Consider the following 13,367-nt stretch of genomic DNA (forward strand, 5'->3'; position numbering starts at 1 on the left):
AGACCACCTCCGAAACATTTGTTATTTGCGCTTCTTTTTCGCGCGGTGATGTCGCTGTCGTGGCTCGTGCGACGTCCCCTTCGATGTCAACGATTCCTCTAGGTTGGCAAGCTGTGCCGCGTCTTTCAATCCTCCGAGCCCGCCGAGTCCACCCATGGACTTGAGAGCGCTCATCGCATTGCGACGCCCCATCTTCTTGCCCAAACCGGACATTCGTTTCATCATTTGTTGCGTTTGCTCAAACTGGTTGAGCAATTGATTGACCTCTCTGACGGTCGTCCCACTGCCGTTGGCAATGCGACGACGACGACCGGCGTTCATCACGCTTGGATCCAGTCGTTCTGCAGCCGTCATCGAGGAGATGATGGCATCCATTCGAACGAAACGCTTGTCGTTCAAATCGACGTTCTCAATGCCCTTGAGCTTGTTCATTCCAGGGATCATCTTCATGACCTGATCTAGAGGTCCCAAGTTGCGAACTTGGCGGAACATCTCCTGGAAGTCATTCAAGGTGAATGTGGAGGAACGCATGCGTTCTTCCATCTCTTTGGCCTTGTCGAGATCGAACCGTTCTTGGGCCCGCTCGATGAGGCTCAACACATCCCCCATGCCGAGAATTCGAGACGCCAGCCGATCCGGATGGAACGGTTCCAAAGGCTCGATTTTCTCGCCGAGGCCCACATATTTGATCGGGCACCCGGTCACGGCACGGACTGTCAACGCGGCACCGCCTCGCGCGTCGCCATCCAACTTGGTCAAAATCACGCCGGTGACATCTAAACGCTGATGAAATGCCTCTGCCACGTGAACCGCGTCTTGCCCCGTCATCGAATCGACGACGAGCAGGACTTCATTGGGTTGTACAGCCGACTTGATGTGATCGAGCTCCGCCATCAAGTCCTCGTCGATGTGCAATCGCCCGGCGGTATCCACCAGCACGACGTCCGCACCCTGGCGCTCGGCTTCCTGCATACCCTGGCGAACGATCTCGACGGGAGACGTCTGCGTTCCCATGTCGAATACCGGGATATCGACTTGCCGACCGAGGACGTGCAATTGATCGATAGCAGCCGGACGATAGACGTCGGCCGCCACCAACAGCGGTCGATGCTGATGTTGGCGAAACGATAGAGCGAGCTTCGCGATAGCCGTCGTCTTACCGGCACCTTGCAGACCCACAAGCATGATGACAGTAGGGGGCTTCGACGCCATCTGGATACGCGATTGGGTACCGCCCATCAGTTCGGTGAGTTCCTCATAGACGATTCGAATCACCTGTTGACCCGGTGTGAGGCTCTTTTGGACGTCTTGTCCGACAGCCCTCTCCCGCACGCGCTCCACAAAGTCTCGCACGACCTTCACGTTCACGTCCGCCGCCAAGAGCGCCAAGCGCACTTCGCGCATCGCCTCCGCGACATCCGCCTCGGTCAACTTCCCTTTGCTGCGAAGACGGCCCATCGCCTTCTGAAGGCTACTCGACAATCCTTCAAGCATCTACATCACCTCCCGTGAATCCTGTCAGCTTCTGAAAGAGCAACTGTAATGCCTCCGCCATGGCCACTTGCGACGACGAGGCGAGTTCTTGTTTGACGTGCGTCCAAACGGACATCAGGTGACTCCAAGCCTCGCGTTGGCCTCTAGCAGCCGCCCGCAGTTGAAGTGCCGATTCGTACTGCTCCAACTGTTCGCCTGCTCGGCGCAACTGGTCGTGAACCGCTTGGCGGCTGATCTCGAGCGACTCCGCAATCTCGCTGAGCGACCAATCTTCCAAATGGTACATCTCGATGATCTGACGCTGCCTGACCGTCAAGAGTGCCCCATAGAAGTCGTACAAATCGCCCATCCGAGTGACCTCATCCATATTATCCGTTGAAGAAGACACTGTCAAGTATATCTCCTTTACACCCTGCTTTTTCGATCCGGCCACAATATTGCGATGCAACCGCGCGGGCGCTACGGGCGACAGACGGCCTCCGAGAAGGCACGCGCGTCAAATGGCTGCAAATCGTCCATCTGCTCACCGAGTCCGATCCACTTCACCGGGATCTTTTGTTCGTGCACAATCGGGATGACGATGCCGCCCTTCGCCGTGCCGTCCAACTTCGTGACGACGATGCCCGTGACGTCGACGACTTCCTTGAACACCTTCGCCTGGCTCAGCCCGTTTTGCCCTGTCGTCCCGTCGAGCACGAGCAGCACCTCGTGAGGTGCCCCCGGCAATTCGCGAGCGGCAACCTTGCGGATTTTGGCGAGTTCGGACATCAGATGCGACTTATTCTGGAGGCGACCCGCCGTATCGCAGAGAATGATATCCACATTGCGCGCCGTTCCTGCCTGAATGGCGTCAAAGACCACCGCCGCTGGATCAGCCCCCTGACTGTGCCGCACGACGTCGCAGCCAGCCCGTTCCCCCCAGGCGAGCAATTGTTCGATCGCTGCCGCGCGGAACGTGTCGGCAGCCGCCAGCAGCACACGTTTGTTTTGCTGTAAGTAGTAGTTGGCCAGTTTGCCAATCGAAGTCGTCTTGCCAGCCCCGTTGACGCCGACAACCAACACTAGCGTCGGACCATCGGTGGCGAAATTCATGCTGCTGTCCGCTTCGGAAAGCATAGAGGACATCGCTTCGACCATCAAATCGGGCAAATCCTCGGCTTGTTCAATGCGATGCTTGCGAGCCAGCGCGCGGACGTCCTCGACGAGCGCCATAGCCGTCTCTACGCCCATATCGGCAGCGATAAACGCCTCTTCCATCTCCTCGAACACAGACTCGTCCAGCTTGCGTGAACGAAACACGTTGCCCAGCCGTTCCGCGAGCGTCGTGCGCGATTTTTGAAGACCTTTTTTAAAGCGGTCAAACAACCCCATGCGAAAAATTCCCCTTTCGATTGACGTCGCATCCGTCATCTCCAGCCTGCTCGAAACTTCATTTCTAGGTGTTCGCCTGGCGACCTGTGTCGTACAGACCGACAAGACCGCGCGAGTGTCACTCACGCGGTCTCAAAATCGAGCTCGTCTGCCAATCGTACACTCACAAGGGACGAAACGCCACGTTCTGGCATCGTCACGCCGTAGAGCGCGTCTGCCTCTTCCATCGTACCGCGGCGGTGCGTGATGACGATGAACTGCGTCTCCCCGGCGAATACGCGGAGCTGCTGGGCAAATCGCGAGACATTCGCCTCGTCGAGCGCTGCCTCTACCTCGTCCAGGACGCAAAACGGCACAGGTCGTACGCGCAAGATGGCAAACAACAATGCCATCGCCGTCAACGCACGCTCGCCACCCGACAACAGGTTCAAGTTCTGCAGGCGCTTCCCAGGGGGCTTGGCGATGACGTCGATGCCCGTCGTGAGCGGATCTTCTGGATTCGTAAGCTCAAGTCGCGCCTCGCCGCCGCCAAACAGAATCTCAAACGACTTGGCGAACTCGCGCTGAATCTGGGTAAACGTCTCCATGAACCGGTTGGCCATCTCGGTATCGATCTCCAGGATCAGCTGATCGAGTTTCTCCTGCGCGGACACCAAGTCGTCGCGCTGCTGAGTCAAGAAACCAATGCGCTCCGCCAACCGCGCGTATTCCTCGATAGCGCCGAGATTGACATCACCCAGCGCCTGAATGGAACGGCGCAGTCGCTGCACCTCACGTTCCAATTCCTCAGGGGTCGTCGTGAGCGGATATCGTTCCTTGGCCCATTCATACGTCATCCCGAACGTGTCACCCATTTTTTGCAACGCGTGAGCCAAATCCGCATCGGCGCGTTCAGAAGCCACTTGCGCCCGGTGTAACAACTCATCCGCTTGTCGTACCGCCTGGCGGTGCGCGGTGACCACCTGTTCCAGACGGCGCACTTCACCCTCAAGTTGTAAGCGCGCCTGCCGTGCATCATCGAGGTGCGCTTGCCGCTCTGCGACCTCGTCGACAAGCGTGGTCACCTGCTCCGACGCACGCTTTGCCTGTTCTTGCAACCGCGCTTTGCGTTCCATAAACGCCGCGGAATCGGCCACCGCGGTCGCCACCATCTGTTCCAACCTGGCCTTGCGCTGCGAGGCCTCCTCCAACCTTACGCGTAAGGTGTCGCGCTCTTGGCGCAATGTGGCGACTTCAATTCGCAAGCCAGTCAACCGGTCCTGCATCAACTGTTGCTGCTTTTCAAACTCGGCCAACGCCTCGCGCTCGGCGACCATCGCCTCCGAAATGGAAACGAGTTCGGCATCCGTTTTGGCGAGTGCCTGAACCGCTTCCTCGTGGCGCTGTAAAATCGTTTCCTTGCCCGAAGCCAGTTGTTGAAACTCCCACTGCAACGCGGCTAAACGCTCCTCCGCCGACGTCTTTGTATAGGTGAGTTCGCGCAACTTGCCTTCCAGCGTCTGCCTCGTCGTCGCATGTTGTTCTAGGACGCGTTGTGCCTCGGTCCGCTTCGCCTGCGCTTCGGTGACCGTGCGGCGGGACTGCGCCTGCTGCTCGCGCAATGCGGTTTCGCGACTTTGCAACTCGCCGAGCCGGGTCTCGACATCCGCCCGCTCCCGCGAACGCCCAAGCAGACCCGGTCCCTTGCGCTGGTGGTGTCCCCCACTCATGATACCGCCAGGTGCAACGACGTCGCCTTGATAGGTGACGATGCGCACGCGATACTGCAGAACGCGGGCGAGGGCGTTCGCATGCTCCAGCGTGTCGGCGACGACCACATTGCCGAGCAGGTGTTCCACGGCCACGTGGAACTGCGCGTCCGTCTCGACGAGATCGCTTGCGATGCCGACGAATCCCCGCTGCCCTCGCACTTTCGCGATATCGGCTTCCCGCAGACGACGCGACTGAATCACATCGATGGGCATAAACGTCGCACGACCCGCCTGGCGCTGTTTCAGCATCTGAATGGCCGCTCGCGCGTCGGCTTCCGTCGCCACCACGATGTTCTGCAGCGCTCCGCCAAGCGCGGTCTCGACAGCCGTCTCGACGTCCTTCTGGACGCGGATAAGCTCCGCCACCGTGCCGTGGACCCCAGACAACCGATTCCGGCTCGCCTGTTGCATCACGGTTCGAACGCCGAGTGCGTAACCGTCATACCCCTCTTCCAAGTCGCGAAGGAGGTCAAGCCGTGCGGACAAGGTTTGTATATCCGCTTGGACCTTGTGCAGTTCTGATACAGCTTTCGCCTCCGCGGCGGTGGCTTTCTCGTATTCGGCATCACAAGTCCGGATTTCATCCGCCGACGCCTCAAGCGCAGTCGTCAGCTCCTCCATCGACGTCTTGACGTCTTCCATGGCGGTGTCCGCCGCTGCGATTTGCTCCGTCCATCTGGCGGCGTCCTGCTCATATTTCGTGCGTTTTCCCGCATCCGACTCGACCTGCTCGTCCAACATCTTCAACTCGTTGCGCAAGGTAGCCGCACGGTGATTTGCCTCGATGTACTCCGCATTGAGGTGGTCTATCCGCGAGGAGATCTCAACCCGCCGCTCATCCTTAGAGCCTTCGGCAGCGACTTCCAGTTCGCCAGACTTCACGTGCAATCCGCCCTCAGCGGTCTGATACGACTGACGAAGTTGTTCAACGCTCGCTTCGAGCGCCTTGAGCTCTTCCGCGTGCTGTGCCTGTTGCGCAACGCGAGCGCGCTCTGTTTCCTCTAAATAGCCCAGTTCCTGTTCAACTAAAGCCAAATCACCTTGCTGCTTCTGCCTGCGCTCAACAAGCGCCACGTAACTCTGTTGAAGCTCTTCCACCTGCTGCGTGAGCGCGTCAAGCCTGTCGCGTTCCGCCTGCCAATTGGCTTCCGCCTCCTGTGCGGCCAACTGCGCGACATCCCGCTCTGCCTGGCGGTCGTTTACACCCACCGCCGCCTGCTTGAAGCGGGCGTTCAACTTGTCGATCTCGACCACGAGCAAGGTAATATCCGCTTCCTCTAAGGCATCGGCCAACTCGCGATACTGCTCAGCCCGATCTTTCTCCTTCTCGAGCGGCCCGACTTGCTCTTCGAGCTCTGCCAATATATCTTCTACCCGTACCAGATTCGCCTTCGTCTCCTCGAGCTTGCGCTCGGCCTCCCGTCGGCGGTGCTTAAACTTGACGATACCTGCAGCATCCTCGAAGGGACCTCGCCGGTCCTCTGAGCGGGTGGATAACATCTCTTCGATTTTACCCTGTCCGATAATGGAGTACGCCTCACGGCCGAGGCCTGTATCCATAAACAGCTCGTGGATATCCTTTAACCGGCACGGTTGGCGATTGATGAAGTACTCACTGTCGCCGGATCGAAATACGCGCCTCGTAATCGTGACCTCGTCGAAGACGACCTGCAGATGCCTGTCCTCATTGTCGAGAACGAGCGATACCTCACACAGATTGGTAGGTTTGCGCATGTCACTCCCCGCGAAGATGACGTCTTCCATCTTGCTCCCGCGCAAATTTTTGACGCTCTGTTCGCCTAGCACCCAGCGAATGGCGTCCGCGATATTGCTCTTGCCACTCCCGTTCGGGCCGACGACGCCCGTCACGCCAGGCGCCAGCACCAATTTGCTCTTTTCGGCAAACGATTTGAAACCCACGATTTCAATCTGTTTTAGATACACTCGTGTCCCGCTCCTCGGAAGCGTTATCCATAAACGACTTCAAAGCCGCAGCAGCCGCCTGCTGTTCAGCTTCCTTCTTGGACTTTCCGGCACCGATACCCATCACGGTATCACCAACCTGAACGTGCACCACGAACTCCCGCGCATGCGCCGGTCCCCGTTCTTCGACGATGACGTAGCGCAACGATACGCCCATACGCTGCTGCACCCACTCTTGCAACGCGGTCTTATAGTCGACACCCACCTTCGCGTCCGCGAGATGTGGAATGATGTACGTGTCGACAAACTCGCGAACGCGATCGATCCCTTGGTCTATGTAGAGCGCACCCAAAAACGCTTCAAAGACATCCGCCAACAGCGCAGGTCGCCTGCGGCCGCCGGATCTCTCCTCACCGCGCCCAAGGCGGACGTATTCGTCAAAGGCCAGGCGCTTTGCAAACATCACAAGTGACGGCTCACACACGATTGCGGCCCGCATCCTCGTCAGCTCGCCCTCAGGCATGTGCGGATATGCGTTAAACAGAAAATCGCTGATCAGCAACTCTAAAACGGCGTCTCCGAGGAATTCCAAGCGCTCGTTGTCCTGAATCTGCGCTTTTCGGTGCTCATTGCGATAAGATGCGTGCGTAAACGCCTGTTTCAAGAGATTAATTTCTTTAAAGTGCATATTCAAATTATCTTGGAGCTCATCCCATTTGGATTTCAACGCTGTCTCTCCCTGTCGGAGATCTTGAGGCGCTGCCGCTAACGCGCCCGCAGCGACGGCCCCTCAAAACCCTGAATGGTACAAAGCCCCCGGTCAATGCCAGGGGCTTGCCACAACTACCTGTAAACGAATAGGTTGTCCGCTCAAACCCGCGAATCGCAGATTCGAGGGCCTTTGCTAAATCAGTACTTCTTGAAAATCAACGAAGCATTATGCCCACCAAACCCAAATGAATTCGACATCACGTACTGCACATCGCTCTTACGGGCGACATTCGGCACATAATCCAAATCACATTCCGGATCTGGCGTGTCATAGTTCGTCGTGGGAGGAATGATTCCGTCCTTGAGCGTCAATACACAGGCTACGCCCTCGACGCCGCCAGCAGCTCCTAACAGGTGACCTGTCATCGACTTAATCGAGCTCATCGCCAACTTGTAGGCGTGGTCACCAAACACCTGCTTAACCGCGAGTGTTTCGATGCGGTCGTTAAACTCCGTCGACGTTCCATGCGCATTAATATAATCGATGGTCGTCGGATCAATACCTGCATCTTCAAGAGCAGCCGTCATCACGCGCGCCGCACCGTTTCCATCTGGAGCCGGTGCCGTTACGTGGTAAGCGTCCCCAGACATGCCGTAGCCGACAATTTCTCCAAGGATATTCGCACCCCGCCGCTGTGCAAACTCGAGCTCCTCCAGAACCACGATACCGGCACCTTCGCCCATGACAAATCCGTCACGGTCCTTTTCGAATGGACGGCTCGCGTGTGTTGGGTCGTCGTTGCGACCCGACAGGGCCTTCATATTGCTGAAGCCCGCTAGTGCGATATCGACGACCGCCGCTTCTGCGCCGCCGGCAACCATCGCGTCCGCTGCTCCACGCTGAATCAACTTGAACGCATCACCGATTGCGTGGGAGCCTGTCGCACATGCTGAAACAGGGGCACTGTTCGGACCGCGCAAGCCAAAATCGATGGAAACTTGTCCAGTCGCCATGTCGCTGATCATCATCGGCACCAGGAATGGACTCACACGTTTCGGCCCGCGCTCGAGCAAGATGCGATAGTTGCTCAGCGTCGTTCCAATACCGCCGATACCGGAACCGATATAAACCCCAATCCGATCCCGATTCTCATCCGTAACTTCCAATCCCGAATGCTCCATCGCCTCGTGGGCCGCGCACACAGCGTACTGCGTGAACAAATCCATATGGCGGATTTCCTTCTTGTCGATGTAGCGCTCCGGTTGAAAATCGTTGACGAGCCCAGCTATCTTCGTCGGATAATCCGTCGTATCAAAGCGATCGATCTCGCGAATGCCTGACTTACCGGCGAGTAGATTTGCCCAAAAAGTAGGCACATCATTCCCGACGGGCGTCACGACACCGAGACCTGTCACAACTACTCTTCGTGTCACGTTGTCACCCCCTCTATACAGCAGAAAGCCCCGGCTCGCGCACGGGACTGTCCAAATGTGACGCGTCTGATTATCCCTGGTGAGCGCTGATGTATGTAACTACATCACCTACGGTGCTGATCTTCTCAGCATCCTCGTCAGAGATTTCCAAGTCGAACTCGTCTTCTAATTCCATGATCAGCTCGACGATGTCCAACGAATCCGCCCCAAGATCATCCTTAAAGGTGGCTTCCATCGTAATCTTATCAGCATCGACACTCAAGCGGTCGACCACGATTTTCTGAACGCGTTCAAACGTATCGTTCGCCATCCTCTCACCTCCTTCAGCAGTATACTACATGACCATGCCGCCGTCGACATTCAAGACTTGGCCCGTGATATATCGTGCGGCATCAGATGCGAGAAACTCGACAACTGCCGCGACGTCCTCGGGTGTTCCTGGTCGACCAAGCGGTATCGCACTTAACATGTGCTCGGTGACATCGTCGCCAAGCACCTCCGTCATCTCCGTCGAGATGTACCCGGGAGCGACGGCGTTCACCGTGATGTTACGCGCGGCGAGCTCCTTTGCAGAAGCCTTCGTCAACCCAATCATGCCGGCCTTCGCAGACGAATAGTTCACTTGGCCCGCGTTTCCCATGATCCCGGAGACGGACGTGATGTTGATAATCCGACCATCCCGTTGTTTCATCATCGGACGAGCCACCTGCCGCGTCATGTAAAACGCGCCGCGCAGGTTGGTATTGAGTACGTCATCCCAGTCTTCGTCCTTCATTCTCATCAGCAGGCCATCGCGAGCAATACCCGCGTTGTTGACCAGGATGTCGACTCGCCCAAACGTCGCCACAGCCACATCGACGAGCCGCTTGGCGTCCTCTGCGACGCTTACGTCAGCCCGCTCGACAATAGCTTGCCCACCTGCAGCTTCGATGAGCTGTGCGGTTTCCTTTGCCGCATCTTCGCGTCCCTGGTAATTGACGAGAACTTTCCCGCCATTTGCGCCGAGCAGCGTGGCGATTGCGCGGCCAATCCCTCGCGAGGCGCCCGTAACGATAGATACTTTGCCTTCCAACGAAGTTCCTCCTAATTGCTGAGCAGTTCCATCGCTTCTGCGAGTGTCGTTTCATCTTCCACGTGCGCAGTCGGAATCCCTCTGTCGATTTTGCGAATCAGGCCCGACAAAACGGTTCCAGGGCCAAGCTCCAAAATGCGCTCAACGCCCATGCGCTGCATCGTCAAGACGTCATCCGTCCAGCGAACAGGCGAATACAGTTGGCGTTTTAACGCATCGCGAATGGCCGCAGCTTCCTGATTCGCCTGTGCGTCCACGTTTGCGACGACCGGAATGGTCGCGTCTGCAATTGGAGTCTCATCGAGCAGAGCGCCAAACGCCTCCGCAGCCGGACGCATCAAGCTGCAGTGGAACGGCCCGCTCACCGTGAGCGGGATGGCCCGCTTTGCACCTCGTTCTTTCGCCAGGTCGGACGCCTGTGCCACGCCAGCCACGGTGCCCGAGATAGCAATTTGGCCCGGGCAGTTGAGGTTCGCCAGTTCGACGACCTCTCCGGTTGCATCCATCACTTCTTTACACACGAGTGCCAGCGGTTGTTCGTCGAGGCCGAGCACGGCCGCCATAGCCCCTTGTCCAGCCGGAACGGCTTCGTCCATCAACCTCCCCCGCCTATGTACTAAATGCACTGCGTCGCCAAAGGCTAGAGAGCCGGCGGCGACCAGTGCGCTATATTCCCCAAGGCTGTGCCCCGCCGCGACAATCGGCGCCAGCGGAACGCGTTGCGCCAGCACGCGATAAAACGCGATGCTCGCCGTCAAGAGTGCCGGTTGGGTGTAGTACGTCAGTCGAAGTTCGTCCTCTGGCCCTTCTAAACATAGTTTCGTGAGGCCAAAGCCGAGGCGTTCATCCGCCTGTGCAAACGTGTCGCGCGCGACGCTGTACTCGCGTATCAGCGCCGCGCCCATCCCCACGTATTGCGAACCCTGTCCAGGAAAGACGATACCGGTTTTCATTCTGTGCTCCTCCTACAAACGAAATGCGGCGGCGCCCCAAGTAAGGCCTGCGCCAAACCCCACGCACAGCACAACGTCGCCTTTTTTCACGCGACCTGCCCGATAAAACTCGTCGAGCGCGATCGGAATGGATGAGCCAGAAGTGTTGCCGTACTTATTCAGTGTGAGCGCCACCCGGTCATCCGGAATATGGAAGCGACGTCTTGCGGCGTCAATAATTCTCAAATTCGCCTGATGCGGTACGTAGAGCGCCACGTCTTCCGGTTGCAGCCCAGCTTGTTCCAACACCTCTTCCGTGGCGCTGACCATCGCTTGAACCGCGAATTTGAACGTATCGCGCCCCGCCATCTTGAGATAGTGATCGCCACTCGCCACGGTTTCCTGCGTCGCAGGATAACGCGATCCCCCAGCCTTGAGATAGAGGGTGTCTTTCCCACTGCCATCGGAGTGAATGTTAAACGACATCACACCGCTGTCGCCATGTGCAGGACCGAGCAGTACCGCACCGGCGCCATCGCCGAACAGCACACACGTAGTGCGGTCCGTGTAATCCACGATACGCGATAGAATGTCGCCGGCGGACACGAGCACATACTTCGCGCGCCCCGCTTCAATCATCGACGTCCCCAATGACAGAGCGTAAAGAAAACCACTACAAGCTGCACTCAAATCGAATGCACTTGCCTTCGTCAGACCTAGGCGTTCTTGAACGATGTTGCCGGTTGATGGAAACGCATGATCCGGTGTAACCGTCGCACAGATCAACATATCGACGTCAGAAGGCGAGACGCCACTCATTTCCAACGCTCGCTGACACGCGACTGCCACATAGTCCGATGTCGCTTCGCCCGGTTCTGCGATCCTCCGCTCCTCAATCCCAGTACGTGTCACAATCCACTCGTTATTGGTCTCCACCATCTGCTCCAAATCGGCATTAGTCAATACCCGTTTGGGTAATGCAGACCCTGTTCCGAGGATCCCCGCCCGTACGCGCCCTGTCATGAAGTTCCCCCTTTAAAAATCATTCCTGACGATCTTCCATCGCAGATGATAATTTCGACAACACGTCATTTGCAACAAATTTTCTCGCTTGCGACAAAGCCATATACCAAGCGCGCGGATTGCTGCTGCCATGCGCCTTGATGAGTCCGCCAGCGACGCCGAGGAACGGCGCTCCTCCGTATTCGGCCCAGTCGTATCGATTGCGAAACTCGCGAAACTTGCCCCGAATGATACTACCAGCCACGCGAGACATAAAGCTCGATGTCAATGTCTCTTTAATTCCACTGAACAGCCCCAGCCCGATTCCTTCCGCCAGCTTCAGCACGACATTGCCGACAAAGCCGTCGCAAACGACGACGTCCGCGACGGAACCGGCCATCATCTCCCGCGATTCTACATTCCCGACGAAGTTGAGACGAGATTGCGTTAACAGAGGGAACGTCGCCTTTGCGATAGCATTTCCCTTCGTGTCCTCAGTCCCGACATTCAGGAGCCCCACTCGCGGGTTTTCGATATCCAGAACGTGCTTCGCATACTCTGTCGCCATATAGGCGTAGGTCACCAAATTCTCGGGGCTCGCATCCATCGTCGCGCCCGCGTCGAGAAGGAGCACCCCCCTGCCGTCAAACGTCGGCAACACCGGCGCTAAGGCCGGCCTATCCACACTGGGCAATCGACCTATGACAAGCATGCCAGCGGCCATAATCGCGCCCGTGTTCCCCGCGGACACCATCACGTCAGCTTCCCCGTCAGCCACCATCTTGGCTGCCATGACAAGTGATGACTCCGCTTTGCGACGAACCGCCCGAACAGGTTCGTCGTCCGCCGCAATGACCACATCGGTATGCCTCAGCGTCACGTTGTTTGGAATGTCCCCCTTTGCCGCCGCCATCAGCTGCGATTCGTCCCCGATCAACACGAACTGTGTATCCGAAAACGACTTTGCAGCTTGGCAAACAGCTTCTACCGGCGCGACAGGTGCATAATCCCCACCCATCGCATCTACGGCCATCGTGATCACCGAGCTTCCCCCTCATCCATTAAATCCGCTCCAAGGTCCGTCGGATCTTTTTGAACCCAGACGATGCCCTGGACGGCTATCTCCGAATTTACCTGGCTCACGGCACGACACCGGACGACGTCACCGTGCTCTCCGATGACATCCACACGGGCCCGTACGTTGTCCCCAAGGTGAACGGGTCGTGAAAACCGGAGTTCCGCCTTGGCGGTCAGTGCCACGTCGGCGTCCATCAGTGCCGTAGCCAAGGAATTTATCTGTGCAAACAAAATATGTCCGCGAACGATACCCGTCCTACGAAAGACGTGCACGGGTTGAATCGTCAAATCGGACTCGGCGTATCGATTGAGTTCCAACTTGATTAGACGCCCAATCAACTCTTGTTCGTCCAATGAGCGCAAATCATCCTGACGGTCTGACGCGACGCGACGAATCCGCTCTCGTGCTTCAGGGATGTGCAGCGCGCTGCGGTCGAGTCGGATAGTCGCCACACTGACGCCAAACCGCTCAGCGAGTTGTTCATCCGTGGCGAACGGATTTTGCTCCAACAAAGCAACCAAGGCATAGCGGCGTTCAGACTTCTTCAGAATGACAACCCTCTTTCAGTTCCACCGAACTTAGTACCACATATTAATATA

General features: G+C 57.4%; 12 protein-coding genes. All 12 read right to left on the bottom strand.

Annotated elements, in window-relative coordinates; all coding sequences use genetic code 11:
• Nucleotides 1-21 precede the first annotated feature (21 nt).
• The 12 genes from ffh to fapR all read right to left on the bottom strand — a co-directional run bounded on the left by ffh (nt 22) and on the right by fapR (nt 13,319).
• Entirely contained in the window at nt 22-1,494 is a 1,473-nt protein-coding gene (ffh, locus tag NZD89_RS18780; RefSeq protein WP_268004267.1) for a signal recognition particle protein, read from the bottom strand.
• On the bottom strand, nt 1,487-1,882 hold the full coding sequence (gene ylxM / locus NZD89_RS18785) for a YlxM family DNA-binding protein (RefSeq protein WP_268004268.1): 396 nt from the start codon (nt 1,880-1,882) through the stop codon (nt 1,487-1,489). Before ylxM ends, ffh begins: the two co-directional genes overlap by 8 nt.
• Nucleotides 1,883-1,953: 71 nt before the next feature.
• Complete coding sequence (gene ftsY, locus NZD89_RS18790) at nt 1,954-2,865, bottom strand: signal recognition particle-docking protein FtsY (RefSeq protein WP_268004270.1); 912 nt, start codon at nt 2,863-2,865, stop codon at nt 1,954-1,956.
• A 122-nt stretch (nt 2,866-2,987) separates the two neighbouring features.
• Nucleotides 2,988-6,560, bottom strand: a complete 3,573-nt coding sequence (gene smc / locus NZD89_RS18795; protein WP_268004271.1) for a chromosome segregation protein SMC — start codon at nt 6,558-6,560, stop codon at nt 2,988-2,990.
• A complete protein-coding gene (rnc, locus tag NZD89_RS18800) occupies nt 6,541-7,266 on the bottom strand; it encodes a ribonuclease III (RefSeq protein ID WP_268004272.1) in 726 nt (241 codons plus the stop codon). Before rnc ends, smc begins: the two co-directional genes overlap by 20 nt.
• A 182-nt stretch (nt 7,267-7,448) precedes the next feature.
• Nucleotides 7,449-8,684 (bottom strand): beta-ketoacyl-ACP synthase II, encoded by a 1,236-nt coding sequence (fabF, locus tag NZD89_RS18805; protein ID WP_268004273.1) that lies wholly within the window; start codon nt 8,682-8,684, stop codon nt 7,449-7,451.
• Nucleotides 8,685-8,754: 70 nt separating this feature from the next.
• A complete protein-coding gene (acpP, locus tag NZD89_RS18810; RefSeq protein WP_268004274.1) occupies nt 8,755-8,994 on the bottom strand; it encodes an acyl carrier protein in 240 nt (79 codons plus the stop codon).
• A gap of 24 nt (nt 8,995-9,018) precedes the next feature.
• Nucleotides 9,019-9,756: a 3-oxoacyl-[acyl-carrier-protein] reductase gene (gene fabG, locus NZD89_RS18815; protein WP_268004275.1), complete on the bottom strand. Its 738-nt coding sequence runs from the start codon at nt 9,754-9,756 to the stop codon at nt 9,019-9,021.
• An 11-nt stretch (nt 9,757-9,767) separates the two neighbouring features.
• Nucleotides 9,768-10,709, bottom strand: coding sequence for an ACP S-malonyltransferase (gene fabD / locus NZD89_RS18820; protein WP_268004276.1), 942 nt, complete (start codon nt 10,707-10,709; stop codon nt 9,768-9,770).
• A 12-nt stretch (nt 10,710-10,721) separates the two neighbouring features.
• Nucleotides 10,722-11,711 (bottom strand): beta-ketoacyl-ACP synthase III, encoded by a 990-nt coding sequence (locus NZD89_RS18825; RefSeq protein ID WP_268004277.1) that lies wholly within the window; start codon nt 11,709-11,711, stop codon nt 10,722-10,724.
• Between the two features lie 19 nt (nt 11,712-11,730).
• A complete protein-coding gene (gene plsX / locus NZD89_RS18830) occupies nt 11,731-12,729 on the bottom strand; it encodes a phosphate acyltransferase PlsX (RefSeq protein ID WP_268008539.1) in 999 nt (332 codons plus the stop codon).
• Nucleotides 12,729-13,319: a transcription factor FapR gene (gene fapR / locus NZD89_RS18835; RefSeq protein ID WP_268008540.1), complete on the bottom strand. Its 591-nt coding sequence runs from the start codon at nt 13,317-13,319 to the stop codon at nt 12,729-12,731. Before fapR ends, plsX begins: the two co-directional genes overlap by 1 nt.
• Nucleotides 13,320-13,367 lie beyond the last annotated feature (48 nt).

Source organism: Alicyclobacillus fastidiosus (assembly GCF_026651875.1).
GTDB classification, from domain to species: domain Bacteria; phylum Bacillota; class Bacilli; order Alicyclobacillales; family Alicyclobacillaceae; genus Alicyclobacillus; species Alicyclobacillus fastidiosus.